The 14,644-nt window shown below is 70.3% G+C and carries 12 protein-coding genes; 8 read left to right on the plus strand and 4 right to left on the minus strand.

The window, feature by feature from the left end:
• The first annotated feature begins 18 nt into the window (after window positions 1-18).
• The 3 genes from ACFC51_RS26165 (at window position 19) to groL (ending at window position 2,934) form a co-directional block, all read left to right on the plus strand.
• Window positions 19-294, plus strand: a complete 276-nt coding sequence (locus tag ACFC51_RS26165) for a MoaD/ThiS family protein (RefSeq protein WP_376368846.1) — start codon at window positions 19-21, stop codon at window positions 292-294.
• A 450-nt stretch (window positions 295-744) separates the two neighbouring features.
• Entirely contained in the window at window positions 745-951 is a 207-nt protein-coding gene (locus ACFC51_RS26170; RefSeq protein ID WP_003967346.1) for a cold-shock protein, read from the plus strand.
• Window positions 952-1,311: 360 nt separating this feature from the next.
• Entirely contained in the window at window positions 1,312-2,934 is a 1,623-nt protein-coding gene (groL, locus tag ACFC51_RS26175; RefSeq protein ID WP_359465595.1) for a chaperonin GroEL, read from the plus strand.
• Between the two features lie 100 nt (window positions 2,935-3,034).
• Here groL and ACFC51_RS26180 read toward each other — a convergent pair whose 3' ends face one another.
• The gene (locus tag ACFC51_RS26180) at window positions 3,035-3,451 is read right to left on the minus strand and encodes a hypothetical protein (RefSeq protein ID WP_376531104.1); all 417 of its coding nucleotides are present in this window, start codon (window positions 3,449-3,451) and stop codon (window positions 3,035-3,037) included.
• A gap of 174 nt (window positions 3,452-3,625) precedes the next feature.
• On the opposite strand from ACFC51_RS26180, the gene ACFC51_RS26185 reads away from it, so the two are divergent.
• Window positions 3,626-4,135: a DinB family protein gene (locus ACFC51_RS26185; RefSeq protein WP_376368847.1), complete on the plus strand. Its 510-nt coding sequence runs from the start codon at window positions 3,626-3,628 to the stop codon at window positions 4,133-4,135.
• Window positions 4,136-4,166: 31 nt separating this feature from the next.
• Here ACFC51_RS26185 and ACFC51_RS26190 read toward each other — a convergent pair whose 3' ends face one another.
• Window positions 4,167-4,592 carry a DUF4267 domain-containing protein gene (locus ACFC51_RS26190; protein ID WP_376531106.1) on the minus strand — a complete coding sequence of 142 codons (426 nt, stop codon included), beginning with the start codon at window positions 4,590-4,592 and terminating at the stop codon, window positions 4,167-4,169.
• A gap of 47 nt (window positions 4,593-4,639) precedes the next feature.
• Window positions 4,640-5,086: an anthrone oxygenase family protein gene (locus ACFC51_RS26195; RefSeq protein WP_376368849.1), complete on the minus strand. Its 447-nt coding sequence runs from the start codon at window positions 5,084-5,086 to the stop codon at window positions 4,640-4,642.
• 91 nt (window positions 5,087-5,177) lie between these two features.
• Between ACFC51_RS26195 and ACFC51_RS26200 the strand changes: the two genes are divergently transcribed.
• From ACFC51_RS26200 to ACFC51_RS26215, 4 genes are all read left to right on the plus strand, one after another.
• On the plus strand, window positions 5,178-5,756 hold the full coding sequence (locus ACFC51_RS26200) for a TetR/AcrR family transcriptional regulator (RefSeq protein WP_376368850.1): 579 nt from the start codon (window positions 5,178-5,180) through the stop codon (window positions 5,754-5,756).
• A gap of 339 nt (window positions 5,757-6,095) precedes the next feature.
• Window positions 6,096-8,111 (plus strand): glycosyl hydrolase family 28-related protein, encoded by a 2,016-nt coding sequence (locus tag ACFC51_RS26205; RefSeq protein ID WP_376531108.1) that lies wholly within the window; start codon window positions 6,096-6,098, stop codon window positions 8,109-8,111.
• Between the two features lie 268 nt (window positions 8,112-8,379).
• On the plus strand, window positions 8,380-11,166 hold the full coding sequence (locus ACFC51_RS26210; RefSeq protein ID WP_376531109.1) for a glycosyl hydrolase: 2,787 nt from the start codon (window positions 8,380-8,382) through the stop codon (window positions 11,164-11,166).
• Window positions 11,167-11,458: 292 nt separating this feature from the next.
• Entirely contained in the window at window positions 11,459-14,053 is a 2,595-nt protein-coding gene (locus tag ACFC51_RS26215; protein WP_376531112.1) for a glycoside hydrolase family 9 protein, read from the plus strand.
• 72 nt (window positions 14,054-14,125) lie between these two features.
• Here the strand turns inward: ACFC51_RS26215 and ACFC51_RS26220 are convergent, their stop codons facing one another.
• Window positions 14,126-14,551 (minus strand): ATP-binding protein, encoded by a 426-nt coding sequence (locus ACFC51_RS26220; RefSeq protein ID WP_376369335.1) that lies wholly within the window; start codon window positions 14,549-14,551, stop codon window positions 14,126-14,128.
• Window positions 14,552-14,644: the final 93 nt, after the last annotated feature.

The raw sequence follows: 14,644 nt of genomic DNA on the forward strand, positions 1-14,644 counted from the left end.
CCGAAGGAAGGCACCCACATGAGCGTCAAGGTCCGTATCCCCACCATCCTCCGCACCTACACGGACGGTCAGGCCGAGGTCTCGGCGGAGGGCGCGGTCCTCTCCGAGGTCATCGCGTCCCTGGAGCAGAACCACCCGGGCATCGGCGCCCGCGTCCTCGACGACCAGGGCAAGCTGCGCCGCTTCGTCAACGTGTACGTCAACGACGACGACGTGCGCTTCGAGGGCGGCCTGGACGCCGCCACCCCGGACGGCGCCGGCGTCTCCATCATCCCGGCCGTCGCCGGAGGCTGACCGCCGCAGGCGCGACACGGGCCGGCTCGGCCGCCCGATTCCACAGAGTGAGCAGAATGCCCCCCTCCGCGAGAGAAGCGGAGGGGGGCATTCTGCATGGTTGAGCGCGGTACAGTTGGGGAAGTCCCCGCAGCTGCCCGCGCCGCCCGCATATGAGAATGCGCCTGGCCGCGACAAGAAGCAGCCAAAGTACGTGAACCCCTTGAGGCATAAGTGGCCTTTGTCAGGCCCGACTTGCCCTGGAATCCCATGAATTCCGCCTATCCGTGTGGTCGCGTGCGCCCAGAATTCTCGTCCGATTGACCTGTTGCAGAGGGCAGTTGGGCAGATACATTCGGCCGCGGTCGACGCGTTCCGGCGCACGCCACCCTCTCCTGTCGGAGGGTGAGTTCTGACCCGGGCCCGCGAAGTGCGGTGCTCGTGCAAGGGCCAGTAATAGGGGAGTTAGGCATGGCTCAGGGCACCGTCAAGTGGTTCAACGCGGAGAAGGGGTACGGCTTCATCGCGGTCGACGGTGGTGCGGATGTTTTCGTCCACTACAGCGCGATCCAGATGGACGGGTACCGCACCCTCGAAGAGGGTCAGCGAGTTGAATTCGAGATCTCGCAGGGCCAGAAGGGGCCGCAGGCGGACATGGTCAAGCTCGCCGTCGGCTGAGTTCGGCGCGGTCGGCCAACGACACTACTCACGCACGCGGGGCCCGTACCTCCATGAGAGGTACGGGCCCCGCGTGCGTCTCTGTCGGGTCCGCCGCTCGTACGCATGTCGGAGCGGGTGCCCGCGCCCCACCCGCAGCCCTCCCGGTTGTCCACATCCCGAGGGGGACGCTTGCACTCGCAGGGGTCGAGTGCTAATCATTGGCGTTAGCACTCTCCAGGTGAGAGTGACAGAAACTTGGACCGGGCCGGTGAGGCCCGCAGGCCCAGTGGGGCAAGGAACCACTGAGCACGCTGGCCGTCCGTCGCGGGCGCCTCTCGGTCCGGAGAAATCCACCCCTGTCCGGGAGGACCACTTCACATGGCCAAGATCATCGCGTTCGACGAGGAGGCACGGCGCGGTCTCGAGCGCGGGATGAACCAGCTCGCCGACGCCGTCAAGGTCACCCTCGGCCCCAAGGGCCGTAACGTCGTCCTCGAGAAGAAGTGGGGCGCGCCCACGATCACCAACGATGGTGTTTCCATCGCCAAGGAGATCGAGCTCGAGGACCCGTACGAGAAGATCGGTGCGGAGCTGGTCAAGGAGGTCGCCAAGAAGACGGACGACGTCGCCGGCGACGGTACGACCACCGCCACCGTTCTCGCCCAGGCGCTCGTCCGCGAGGGCCTGCGCAACGTCGCCGCGGGTGCCAACCCGATGGCTCTCAAGCGTGGCATCGAGAAGGCCGTCGAGGCCGTCTCCGCCGCTCTGCTGGAGCAGGCGAAGGACGTGGAGACCAAGGAGCAGATCGCTTCGACGGCCTCCATCTCCGCCGCCGACACCGAGATCGGCGCCAAGATCGCCGAGGCGATGGACAAGGTCGGCAAGGAAGGCGTCATCACCGTCGAGGAGTCCCAGACCTTCGGTCTGGAGCTCGAGCTCACCGAGGGTATGCGCTTCGACAAGGGCTACATCTCGGCGTACTTCGCCACCGACATGGAGCGCATGGAGTCGTCGTTCGACGACCCGTACATCCTGATCGTCAACTCCAAGATCAGCAACGTGAAGGACCTCCTTCCGCTGCTCGAGAAGGTCATGCAGTCGGGCAAGCCCCTGCTGATCATCGCGGAGGACGTCGAGGGCGAGGCTCTGTCGACGCTGGTCGTCAACAAGATCCGTGGCACCTTCAAGTCCGTCGCCGTCAAGGCCCCGGGCTTCGGTGACCGCCGCAAGGCCATGCTCGGCGACATCGCCATCCTCACCGGTGGCACCGTCATCTCCGAGGAGGTCGGTCTCAAGCTGGAGAACGCCGGCCTGGACCTGCTCGGCACCGCCCGCAAGGTCGTCATCACCAAGGACGAGACGACGATCGTCGACGGCGGCGGCGACAGCGACCAGGTCCAGGGTCGCGTCAAGCAGATCCGCGCCGAGATCGAGAACTCCGACTCGGACTACGACCGCGAGAAGCTCCAGGAGCGCCTCGCGAAGCTGGCCGGCGGCGTGGCCGTCATCAAGGCCGGCGCCGCCACCGAGGTGGAGCTCAAGGAGCGCAAGCACCGCATCGAGGACGCGGTGCGCAACGCCAAGGCCGCCGTCGAGGAGGGCATCGTCGCCGGTGGTGGCGTGGCTCTGCTCCAGGCCTCGGCCGTCTTCGAGAAGCTCGACCTGACCGGTGACGAGGCCACGGGCGCCAACGCCGTGAAGCTCGCGCTGGAGGCCCCGCTCAAGCAGATCGCCGTCAACGGTGGTCTCGAGGGCGGCGTCATCGTCGAGAAGGTGCGCAACCTGCCGATCGGTCACGGCCTCAACGCCGCGACCGGCGAGTACGTCGACATGATCGCCGAGGGCATCATCGACCCGGCGAAGGTCACGCGCTCCGCCCTGCAGAACGCCGCGTCCATCGCCGCGCTCTTCCTCACCACCGAGGCCGTCATCGCCGACAAGCCGGAGAAGGCCTCCGCGGCCGCTCCGGGCGGCATGCCGGGCGGTGACATGGACTTCTGATCCTCGGATCAGCAGCTCCAGGCAGTACCCGCAGTATCCGTGCGACGCCGGCCCCCGGGATTCGTTCCCGGGGGCCGGCGTCGTGCGCGCTGCGGGCGTCTCACCACGCGGGCGCGGTCAGGATGCAGAGATCGCCGTTGTCAGGGTCGCCGACGTACGACCAGAGCTTGAGCGTCCGGCCGTTGCGCAGGGCCTCGTAGGTGGTGGCATCGCTTTCGTATTCCACGGAGATCTCGTTCCCGTCCGCTTCGTCCACCCCGCTCGGCCGGCCCCGGTCCCAGGTTCCTGATCCCGACTCCCGGCCGTCGCCGCCGCAGGCGCGGTCGGCGGTGTACGTTCCGTCCGGTTCGAGCTCCAGTGTGCCGCCCCACTTGTCGGTCCATGTCACGGCGGCCTGGGGCATGGACAGTTCGAGCGGCTCGCCTTCGGGCACCGGTGGGGGGAAGAGCCTCCCGCAGCCCGCGAGAGCGAACACGAGTGGGACGAGCACCAGCGATGACCGACGGGAACGCGACATACGGCACCTCGGGACCTTGCGCGAGACACGGGCGCGGGCGGTCCGTGCCGGCAGGAGCGTAGAGCAGGGTGCGCAGCTCCGGTCGTCCGGGGGGTGCTCCCTCCGCCCGCACCGGGGTGAGCGGACACTGGACGTCCCGGCCACGCCCCGGCCATGTCCCGAAGGAGCGCCACCATGACCACCGACCGCCGTACGGCACCGCCCACCGCGGGTGACGAGCGAGAGACCCTGCGGGCCTTCCTCGACTACCACCGGGCCACCCTCGCCATGAAGTGCGAGGGTCTCGACGACGAGCAGCTCCGTCAGCGGTCGATGCCGCCCTCGACGCTGTCGCTGCTCGGTCTGGTGCGGCACATGGCGGAGGTGGAACGGGCCTGGTTCCGGCGGGTCTTCGACGACAACGAGGCCCCGATGGTCTGGTCCGACCGCATCGACTTCCAGGCCGCGTACGACGCGCGTACGTCGACCCGGTCCGAGGCGTTCGGCGCCTGGGAGGCGGAGGTGGAGCACTCGCGCCGCCTGGAGGAGCAGGCCGCGTCCCTCGACCTCACCGGGCTCCAGCCCCGGTGGGGACACGAGGTGTCGCTGCGCATGGTCATGGTGCACGTGCTGCTGGAGTACGGCCGCCACAACGGCCACGCGGACTTCCTGCGGGAGGGCGTCGACGGGACCGTGGGTGCCTGAGCCGGCGTGGGCGGCGTAAGCCGAGGCGGCGTCAGGCGGACTGGAGGGCGGACGGGGCCGGAGAGGCCGGTGCCTTGCGGGTCTCGCGCCTGATCATCAGGCCGTTGGCCACCATCAGAGTCGCGGTCAGGCCGTGGATGCCGAACGCGACGGCCGCGGAGCCCTGGTGGGCCAGCACGGTGGCCATGTCGCCGTATGCGGCCAGGGCTTCCACCAGCAGCGCCCAGCCCAGTGCCCGGCGGTGGCCCGTCACCAGCAGCACGCCCAGGACCAGGGCCAGGACGATGTCCCGGATTCCCTTCACGATCAGGAAGCCGCCACCGTCGCCGGACGGCGGGTCCGGCAGGCCGAAGCCCTGCGCCGTCGCCTCCGGGCTCAGGACGAACTCCGTCCCGAACCAGAGGATGAAGAGGACGAAAGCGGCGCTGAGAGCGGTGTTGATCTTCTTCTGTGTCATGTTCCTTCTCCTTGAGGGTCCTGCCGGGGATCCCGGCGGCTCGTGCGTCAGGCGAGGGCGGTGACCAGCAGGGTGAAGGCGCCGATGAGGACGGCGACGCGGACGTAGTGCCAGCGCTCCCAGCGGTTCATCTGCTCCTTCCAGTCCTCGGGCCGGTTCTCGGGGGTCCACGTCTTGCTCCGGTTGTTGATCGGGACGAGCAGCAGGACCGACATGAGGACGGTGAGGACGAGCAGTCCGGCGGCGACGACGACGAGGCCGGTGCCCGCGTGGTGGCGCCCGGCGACCGCCCAGGCCGCGGCGAGGGCGACCGAGCCGAAGTACCAGAACGGCATGACGGCGCCCAGCATCCGGCCCCCGTGGGCGCGGCCGAGCTGGCCGCTGTCCTCGGGGAGCGCGTCGAAGATCCGGTTCATGACGAAGGCGACGGAGAACTCCACCCCCACCATCACGCCGACGACCACGGTGGTGATGACTTCGAGTGCGCTGAGCATGGCGACCCCTCCAGATATCTAGCGTTGCTAGCTGTTGAGTCGACGCTAGCGCTACCGACGCTTGAATGTCTAGCGGTGCTAGGATCGAGTCATGTCGGTAAAGGAACGCAAGGAGCGCGAGCGAGCGGCCCGTGAGCGCCTCATCGTGGCGACGGCCCGTCAGCTCGCGGAGCAGCACGGCTGGGACGCGGTCACCACCCGCCGGCTCGCCGAGAGCATCGAGTACAGCCAGCCCGTCCTCTACAGCCACTTCCGCGGCAAGCGCGAGATCATCGGCGCCGTCGCCCTCGACGGTGCGGCCGAGCTGGCAGTGGCGCTGCGCGCCGCGACCGCCGCCGCGGACGGTCCGCGCGCCCGGGTCGCCGCCCTGGCTCACGGCTACCTCGACTTCGCCGCACACAACCCGGCGGTCTACGACGCCCTGTTCCAGCTCGACGGCGGTCTGGCGTACGCGCAGGAGGACACCCCGGAACCCCTCAAGGACGCCTTCGCCGCTCTGCTGGAGTGCCTGGGTGAGGTCGCCGGCGACGGCGTCCACCCGGGACTGTTCACCGAGGTGTTCTGGGCGTCCCTGCACGGCATCGCCACCCTGACCCGAGCGGGGCGGCTGCCTCCGGAGGAGACGGGGCGGAGGGTGGACCTGCTGGTGGACCGACTCGCGGTGCTCTGACGCGCCGTTCCGCCCGGACGTCGGCCGTCCGGCCGTCCCGCGTGGGCGTCGGCCGTTCCGCCTGGACGTCGGCCGCCCCGCCGCATGCTCGCCGCCCCGGCGGGCGCCCGCCGTCCCGCCGCCCCAGGTCCGTCGGACTGCCGCCCCGGGCCCCGTCGGGCTGCGGCCCGGTCCGTCAGCCGGTGGAATCGGCCGTTCCCCGCATGCGGTCTCCGCGCAAAAGAATGACGGTTTGCTGCATCTAATCGGCAACAGACGGAAAACCTCTCGCACACCTCTTGTGGTGGTGATTCCGCGCGCCCTAACGTCGCCTCACCTTCCGAGAGAAACGGGCATGCGATGTCACGTCACATCACGGTCGCCGCGCTGACGGCCGCCGTTGTCGGACTGGGGGCGCTGACCGGCGCTCCTGTGGCCCAGGGCGCGGAGGGGAAGCCGTCCGCGCCGGTGGTGACGCGTGCGGGCCTCGACCCCGCCCTGGTGGCGGGGCGGGGCGCCGACGTCCCCTTCGTCGAGCAGGAGGCGGAGAACGCCGCGACGAACGGCACGGTCATAGGCCCCGACCGCACCGCCTACACCCTCCCCGCCGAGGCGTCCGGCCGTAAGGCGGTCCGTCTGGTGCCCGGCGAGCACGTCGAGTTCACCCTGCCGGCGGCCGCGAACGCGATCACCGTGCGCTACAGCATCCCGGACGCGCCCGGAGGCGGCGGCATCACCGCACCGCTCGACGTCTCGGTCAACGGCACGAAGCGCTCGACGATGACGCTGACCTCGCAGTACTCCTGGCTCTACAACCAGTACCCGTTCACCAACGACCCCGGCGCCGATCTGCTCCAGCCCGGCTGGTGGATCACCGAGTGCTCGTGCGTCCCGAACGCGACGACGCCCGCCCCGGTGATCTCCAAGCCCTTCCGGCCGAGCCACTTCTACGACGAGCAGCGCCTGCTGCTGGGCAAGAGGTACCGGGCGGGTGACACCGTGCGCCTGACCGTCCCCGCCGGGAGCCGTGCCGCGTGGACGGTCGTCGACGTGCTCGACTCGGAGCTCGTGGGTCTGCCGCACGTCGAGCTCCGGGCGGCGAACGCCCTGCTCTTCGGGGCCGACCCGTCGGGGCGCCGGGATTCCGCGGGCGCCCTGGACCAGGCGATCGCCTTCGCCAAGCGCAAGAACCTGCCGGTGTACGTCCCGCCGGGCACCTACCGGGTCGACCGGCACATCGTCGTCGACGACGTCACGATCAGGGGTGCCGGCAGCTGGTACACGACGTTCAAGGGCCGCCAGGTCACGCTCGACACCCCGGCCGCCGACGGCTCGGTCCACACGGGGGTCGGCTTCTACGGCAAGGAGGCGGCCGACGGCGGCAGCCACGACGTCCACCTGTCCGGCTTCGCCATCGAGGGGGACGTCCGGGAGCGCATCGACACCGACCAGGTGAACGGCATCGGCGGGGCGTTGAGCGACTCGTCGATCGAGGGCCTGCACATCCGCCACACGAAGGTCGGCATGTGGTTCGACGGCCCGATGTCGAACCTGCGGATCACGGACAACGTCATCGTCGACCAGATCGCCGACGCCATCAACTTCCACGGCGGGGTGACGGGGTCGGAGGTCGCGCACACCTTCGTCCGCAACTCCGGTGACGACGGCCTCGCGATGTGGTCCGAGAAGAGGGCCGACACGGGCAACACCTTCACCCGCAACACCGTGCAGAGTCCGGTCCTCGCCAACGGCATCGCGGTCTACGGAGGCACGGACAACACCGTGTCCGGCAACCTCGTCGCCGATCCCGTGCGTGAGGGGAGCGCCCTGCACGTCGGCGCCCGCTTCGGCGCGGAGGCGTTCCGGGGGCGGCTCGACCTCACCGACAACACGACGGTCCGGGCGGGGACGTACGAGCTGAACTGGAACATCGGGCTGGGAGCCATCTGGTTCTTCGCCCTGGACCGGGACATCGACGCCGACATACGCGTGACGGGGAACAACTTCCTCGACAACACCTACAACGCGATCATGCTGGTCACCGACTGGCCGGTGAAGGACACGTACAAGATCCAGGGCGTGCACTTCAAGGACATCAAGGTGGACGGCACGGGCACGTCCGTGGTGAGCGCGCGTGCGGAGGGTTCGGCGACCTTCGAGAACGTCGACGCGCGCAACGTGGGGGCCGTGGGGGTCAACAACTGCGGGTCCTTCCACTTCACCCCCGCCGGTTCGGAGTTCACCCTGGTCGATCGCGGCGGCAACGACGGCGGTGGCACGACGGGGGACTGGCTGGCGCCGTGGCTGCTGCCGAACACGATCACCTGTGACGACCGGCCGCCGGTGGTCGTGCCGCCTGCGCCGGGAGCGTGGTGACGGCGCCGGACGTCCGGCACGGATGAAGGGCCGGTACGGCGCGGGGGACGCGCCGTACCGGCCCTTCCGTCGCGTGGCCACCCTGTGTGCCCGGAGCCGCTTCCCGGGGCCCGGGTCTCGTCAAGACTCGAATGCATGGCAACGATGCGTTACTCCCAACTCCCGTATGTGTCAGCTCTATTGACCCGGAGTTTCAAAAGTTTTACGTTCCTTGGCACCTGAGAGCGCTCTCAAAAGCTCTCCATCCCCCCTGACGAGGTGCTGCCCCATGCAAGCCTCCCTCTCCAGACCCGCAGCCGCAGCGGTGCTGGCCATCGCTCTGGCCGCCGTGGGCCTGGGCCCTGCCGCGTCCCCGGCGGCGGCCGCCACCGTCCCCGCGGGTGCCGGCAGCTACACCGACAGCCGCCCCGCCGGTACCTCCGGGCCCACCACCAACACCGGAGCCCCGGTCACGCCCAAGCTCACGGCGGCGGCCAAGGACCGGCCGGTCCCGACCAACGACTGGTGGTCCTCACTCGCCTACCAGCGCTACGGCGACAACCCGTACTCCACCCCGATGTACGGGCACCCGCTGACCTATCAGGCGACCTCCGGCGGACTGGAGGTCGGCTACCCGACCACTCCCTCGATCGTCGGAGAGGGCCGCCAGTACGAGTACGCGCACAAGGCGGACCTCACCGTCGGCCTGAGCGGGCTGAACTCCCCGGACACCAAGGCCGACGACTGGTCCGACTGGACGGTCACCCCCTACTGGTCGGACGGCAGCCGCACCCTGCGCACGACCATCGGCCACGGCATGCCCTTCGTGTACGCCAAGGGCTCCGGCGGGGACGCCCGCATCACCACGGCCGGCACCCCCACCGTCTTCGCGGACAACGGCAACGTCCTCGGCGTCACGGTCGCCGGCCACCACTACGCCCTCTTCGCTCCGACCGGCAGCGACTGGAACGTCTCCGGTACGGCGATCACCGCCGGGCTCGGCGGCAAGGACTACTTCTCGCTCGCCGTGCTGCCGTCCACGGACGCGCTGGCGACCTACCGGAAGTACGCCTTCAGCTTCGTCACCGGCTCCAAGGTGGCCTGGGAGTCCACCGGCGGCACGGTCAAGGCGACCTACAGTCTGACCACGGAGGCCAAGGAGGGCACCGAACGCGGCACGCTCCAGGCGCTGTACCGCCACCAGTGGCTGCACACCTCCGACGCGCTGACCCCGTACACGTACGTCTCCCCGCGCGGCACCATGAAGGTGCGGGAGTCCGCCTCCTTCACCACCAGCCAGAAGAACCAGGGCGTGCTGCCCGCCCTGCCCGCGTCCGGCGGGGTCGACAAGGCGCGGCTGACCGGTTATCTGAACGAGGTGGCGAACGCCTCCGACCCGTTCTCCGGGGCGGCCGACACCTACTGGACCGGCAAGGCGCTCGGCCGTCTCGCCCAACTGGTGCCCGTGGCCGACCAGATCGGCCAGACGGGCATCCGGGACAAGCTCCTGGGGCTGATGAAGGGCCGTCTCCAGGAGTGGTTCACGGCGGGCGGCGCGTCAGAGTTCAGCTACGACAAGAGCTGGAAGACGCTGACCGGGTACCCGGCCTCGTACGGCAGCGACACCGAGCTCAACGACCACCACTTCCACTACAGCTACTACGTCTACGCGGCGGCGATCGTCGCCCAGTACGACCAGGCGTGGGCGGCCGACTCCGCCTGGGGCACCATGGTCAAGACCCTGGTGCGGGACACCGCCAACCCGAGCCGCACGGACTCCGCGTACCCGTTCCTGCGCGGCTTCGACGTGTACGCGGGGCACAGCTGGGCCTCCGGGCACCAGGGCTTCGCGGCGGGCAACAACCAGGAGTCCTCGTCGGAGTCGATCAACCTCAGCGCGGGACTCGTCCTGTGGGGTGCGGCGACGGGCGACACCGGCCTGCGTGACCTCGGCAGCTACCTGCTGACCACCGAGTCGGAGGCCATCGCGCAGTACTGGTTCGACGCCGACCAGCAGGTCTTCCCGGGGTCCTTCGGGCACGACACGGTCGGCATGGTGTGGGGGAGCGGCGGCGCGTACTCCACCTGGTGGACCGCGAACCCGGAGGAGATCCACGGCATCAACGTCCTCCCCGTCACCGGCGGTTCCCTGCACCTGGCGCGCGAGAAGGCGGCCGTCAAGCGGAACATCGCCGAGATGCAGCGGGAGAACGGCGGGCCGGCCGTCGAGTGGCGGGACATCCTCTGGGAGTTCGAGTCGCTGGCCGATCCTGCGGCTGCCAAGGCCAAGTGGGACGCGGGCAACGGGGGTTACACCCCGGAGCAGGGCGAGTCCAAGGCGCACACCTACCACTGGATCACCACGCTCGACAGCCTGGGCGCGCCCGACCTGACGGTCAGCGGGAGCATTCCGACGTCCGCCGTCTTCACCAAGAACGGCGTCCGCACCTACGCCGCCCACAACTACGACTCCACCGCCCGCACCGTCACCTTCTCCGACGGCAAGACCCTCTCCGTCCCGGCCCGCTCCGCGGCCACCGGCACGGGCACCGGCGGCGGCGACCCGGACCCGGATCCCGAGGAGCCGGGCCCGTCCACCGGCAACACCTTCCGGCTGAAGTCCGGCGGCACGCTGACGACCGCCACGGACGGCGCGGCGGGTGTCGACACGCTGGCCTCGGCCGACGGCGTCAACCGGGACGGCACGCCGTACAGGCCGACGGTCTACGAGGTCAGGAAGGTCGACGGGACGCTCGCGGCGGGTGCGTCCACGGCGTTCCGTCTGCGGGTCGACGCGGGGACGAAGGTCGGGCTGGCCCCGCAGGTCAGAGTCAGTTACGACCTCACCGGTGACGGCACCTTCGACCGGACCGAGACCTACCGCTACTTCGCGACCGACCCGGTCACGGGGTGGGAGGAGTACACCCAGGCGGTGGGCACCGCGGCGGTGACCGGCAGCCTGGGCGACCTCAGGGGCGGAACGGTCCGTCTGGAGATCTGGAACGCGCTGGGCAACGGCACGTCCCAGGTGCAGACGGGCACGGACGCGGCGGTCGTGAAGATCCCGTTCGCATAGGGGACCGGGCCGGCCGGGGTGCGCCCCCGGCCGGCCCGGCACGCACGGACCCGTGCGTGCCCGTACCACCGGCCCCTGGAATCTCTGTCATGACCCTGGCGGAACGCGCGCTCCGCCCCCACAATCTGATGGGAGCGCTCCCATCGTCCGCGCTCCCTCTGTCCGTGATCCCCGCAGCCGTCTTCTCCGTATCCCCCGCCTCCGCCGACGAAAGGCCTTCCCGGTGACTGCCTCACCACTCCCCGCACGGCCCACGCGGTCGCGTCCCCGGCACGGGCGACGCGTATCAGCGATGTCAGCAGCCGCCTTGCTGTGCGCGGCCGCGCTGGCGGTTCCCGGCACGGCCCTGGCGGCCGACGACGCCGCGCCCGGCCCCGAGCAGATCACCAACGGCGACTTCTCCGCCGGTGTCGCCCCCTGGTGGGCGACGGCGAACCTGTCCCCGGCGGTCTCGGACGGCAGGCTGTGCGCCGAGGTGCCCGCGGGCACGTCGAACGCCTGGGACGTCATCATCGGCCAGAACGACGTCCCGATCGTCGCGGGCGAGAGCTACGAGCTGTCGTACACGGCCAGTTCGGCCGTGCCCCTGACCGTGCAGACCCGCGTCCAGCAGGCGACCGAGCCGTACACCACGGTGCTCTCCACCGCCGATCCGGTGGGCACGGAGGTCACCGAGGTCTCCCGGACGTTCACCGCCTCGGTGGACCAGCCGGCCGCCTCGGTGCAGCTGCAGATCGGCGGCGGTGAGCGGGCGACGACGTTCTGCCTGGACGACGTGTCCCTGCGCGGAGGCGCCGAACCGCCGGTGTACGTCCCCGACACCGGTTCCCCGGTCCGCGTCAACCAGGTCGGCTATCTGCCCGGCGGGCCCAAGAGCGGCACCGTGGTCACCGACGCCGACGCGCCGCTGACCTGGACGGTGAAGAGCGAGGACGGCTCGACGGCGGCGACCGGCACGACCGAGCCGCAGGGCGAGGACCCGACCTCCCGCCAGCGGGTCCACACCTTCGACTTCAGTGGTCTCACCACGGCGGGCGACGGCTACACCGTGGAGGTCGACGGCGAGGTCAGCGAGCCGTTCTCCATCCGCGGCGACCTGTACGACGGGCTGCGCTCCGACGCGCTGGCGTACTTCTACCACAACCGCAGCGGCACCCCGATCGAGGCGGATCTCGTCGGCGAGGAGTACGCGCGCCCGGCCGGCCACGCCGGGGTGGCACCCAACAAGGGCGACACGGACGTCCCCTGTCAGCCGGGGGTCTGCGACTACCGGCTGGACGTCTCCGGCGGGTGGTACGACGCGGGCGACCACGGCAAGTACGTCGTCAACGGCGGCATCTCGGTCGCCCAGCTGATGTCCACGTACGAGCGCACCCTGACCGCCCCGGACGCGGAGTCGGCGCAGCTCGGCGACGGCGAGCTGCGGGTGCCCGAGCGCGACAACGGGGTGCCGGACATCCTGGACGAGGCGCGCTGGGAGATGGACTTCCTGATCAAGATGCAGGTCCCGGCCGGGGAGCCGCTGGCGGGAATGGCGCACCACAAGATGCACGACGCCGCATGGACCGGGCTCCCGATGAAGCCCCATCTGGACCCGCAACAGCGTGAGTTGCACCCGCCGTCCACGGCCGCCACGCTGAATCTCGCCGCGACGGCTGCGCAGTGCGCCCGGCTCTACGAGCCCTTCGACAAGACCTTCGCCGCCCGTTGCCTGAAGGCGGCGGAGACCGCCTGGGCCGCGGCGAAGTCGCACCCGGACGTGCTCGCCGACCCGAACGACGGCACCGGCGGCGGCGCGTACAGCGACAGTGACGTCCGGGACGAGTTCTACTGGGCGGCCGCCGAGCTGTTCACCACGACCGGCAAGGACACCTACCGCCAGGCGGTCCTCTCCTCCGACCTGCACGGTGACGTCGACGCGGTCTTCTCCGCCAACGGCGGCATCTCCTGGGGCTCCACCGCCGGTCTGGGTGCCCTCACCCTGGCCACCGTGCCCAGCGCCCTGACGTCCGGCCAGCTGGCCGAGGTGCGCGCCATGGTGACCGCGGGCGCCGACCGCTACGCGGCGCAGTCCCGCGAGCAGGCGTACGGGGTGCCGTACGCCCCCGCCGGCGAGGACTACGTCTGGGGCTCCAACAGCGCCGTGCTCAACAACATGGTCGTCCTCGCCACCGCCCACGACCTGACGGGCAAGGCCGCCTACCAGGACGCCGTGCTCCGGGGCGCCGACTACCTGCTCGGCCGCAACCCGCTCAACCAGTCGTACGTCACCGGCTACGGCGAGCGGAACTCCCACAACCAGCACCACCGCTTCTGGGCCCACCAGAACGACCCCTCGCTGCCCAACCCGGCGCGCGGTTCGATCGCGGGCGGCCCCAACCTCACCGCGATCGCCTCCGGTGATCCGGTGGCGGCGGAGAAGCTGACGGGCTGCGCCCCGGCGATGTGCTACATCGACGACATCGGTTCCTGGTCGACGAACGAGATCACCGTCAACTGGAACGCGCCGCTGGCCTTCATCGCCTCCTACCTCGACGACGCGGGCGAGGGCGGGACGGCGGCCCCGGCCCGCAGCTGCCGGGTCGTGTACTCCTCACACCCGTGGAACAGCGGCTCGACCGTGACGGTCCGCGTCGAGAACACCGGCTCGCAGCCGGTCTCGCCGTGGTCGCTCACCTGGCTGCTCTCCGGTGACCAGCGGCTGAGCCACACCTGGAGTGCGGAGTTCGACCAGGCCGGGCGCACGGTCAGTGCGAAGCCGCTGTCGTGGAACCGGACCCTGGCACCGGGGAAGTCGGTCGACTTCGGCTTCAACCTCTCGGCCACCGGTCCGGCGCCCGACCCGGGGTCCTTCAAGCTGAACGGCAGGGCCTGCGCCTCGGGCTGATCCCGGCGCACACGTCGCACGAGCCCGCGCCCGGCACCCCGTGAAGGGGGGCCGGGCGCGGGCGCCTGTCGATCACGCCGTACCGAAGGCCGCGTGCACGCACTTCCCGTCCGACAGCGCCTCGGTGAAGACCCGGGCGCCCAGGTCCTCGGCGATGTGCAGGCCCATGCCCCCGGTCCCGTCGCTCAGGTCCGGTGTCCGCGGGGCCGGCCGCACGCACGAGCAGTCGGTCACGGCGATGTCCAGGACACCTGCCGTGGTCGTCAGCGTCAGGGTGCTGGGCCCGGGTGCGTGCCGGACGGCGTTCGTGACCAGCTCGGAGACGATCAGCAGGAAGTCGTCGCAGCGGTCCTGCGCGAGCGAGGGCCATGACCGGCGGAGGAAGCCGACTGCCGCGCGGCGAGCCTGCGAGGGGGCCTGCGGCCCGGACGGCAGAGGGACCGAGAGGGTGCCCGCCGTGACGGCGGAGGGGGGCGGTGGTGCGGTCATGGTGGTCATGGCGCTGTCCCGAGGAAGGTACCGATGGTGTGAGCGGCTTTACACAAGGGATTCGGAGCCACCGGGCCCGGGGTTTGGGTCAGAACGAAGAAA

Source organism: Streptomyces sp. NPDC055962, from assembly GCF_042270185.1.
Lineage (GTDB): Bacteria > Actinomycetota > Actinomycetes > Streptomycetales > Streptomycetaceae > Streptomyces.

Bases quoted from the DNA above. Each gene is read 5' to 3' on its own strand.
- ACFC51_RS26205 (WP_376531108.1), top strand. From the start codon at position 6,096: ATGTCACGTCACATCACGGTCGCCGCGCTGACGGCCGCCGTTGTCGGA.
- ACFC51_RS26180 (WP_376531104.1), bottom strand. From the start codon at position 3,451: ATGTCGCGTTCCCGTCGGTCATCGCTGGTGCTCGTCCCACTCGTGTTC.
- ACFC51_RS26185 (WP_376368847.1), top strand. From the start codon at position 3,626: ATGACCACCGACCGCCGTACGGCACCGCCCACCGCGGGTGACGAGCGA.
- ACFC51_RS26170 (WP_003967346.1), top strand. From the start codon at position 745: ATGGCTCAGGGCACCGTCAAGTGGTTCAACGCGGAGAAGGGGTACGGC.
- ACFC51_RS26220 (WP_376369335.1), bottom strand. From the start codon at position 14,551: ATGACCACCATGACCGCACCACCGCCCCCCTCCGCCGTCACGGCGGGC.
- ACFC51_RS26200 (WP_376368850.1), top strand. From the start codon at position 5,178: ATGTCGGTAAAGGAACGCAAGGAGCGCGAGCGAGCGGCCCGTGAGCGC.
- ACFC51_RS26165 (WP_376368846.1), top strand. From the start codon at position 19: ATGAGCGTCAAGGTCCGTATCCCCACCATCCTCCGCACCTACACGGAC.
- ACFC51_RS26210 (WP_376531109.1), top strand. From the start codon at position 8,380: ATGCAAGCCTCCCTCTCCAGACCCGCAGCCGCAGCGGTGCTGGCCATC.
- ACFC51_RS26215 (WP_376531112.1), top strand. From the start codon at position 11,459: ATGTCAGCAGCCGCCTTGCTGTGCGCGGCCGCGCTGGCGGTTCCCGGC.
- ACFC51_RS26195 (WP_376368849.1), bottom strand. From the start codon at position 5,086: ATGCTCAGCGCACTCGAAGTCATCACCACCGTGGTCGTCGGCGTGATG.
- ACFC51_RS26190 (WP_376531106.1), bottom strand. From the start codon at position 4,592: ATGACACAGAAGAAGATCAACACCGCTCTCAGCGCCGCTTTCGTCCTC.
- groL (WP_359465595.1), top strand. From the start codon at position 1,312: ATGGCCAAGATCATCGCGTTCGACGAGGAGGCACGGCGCGGTCTCGAG.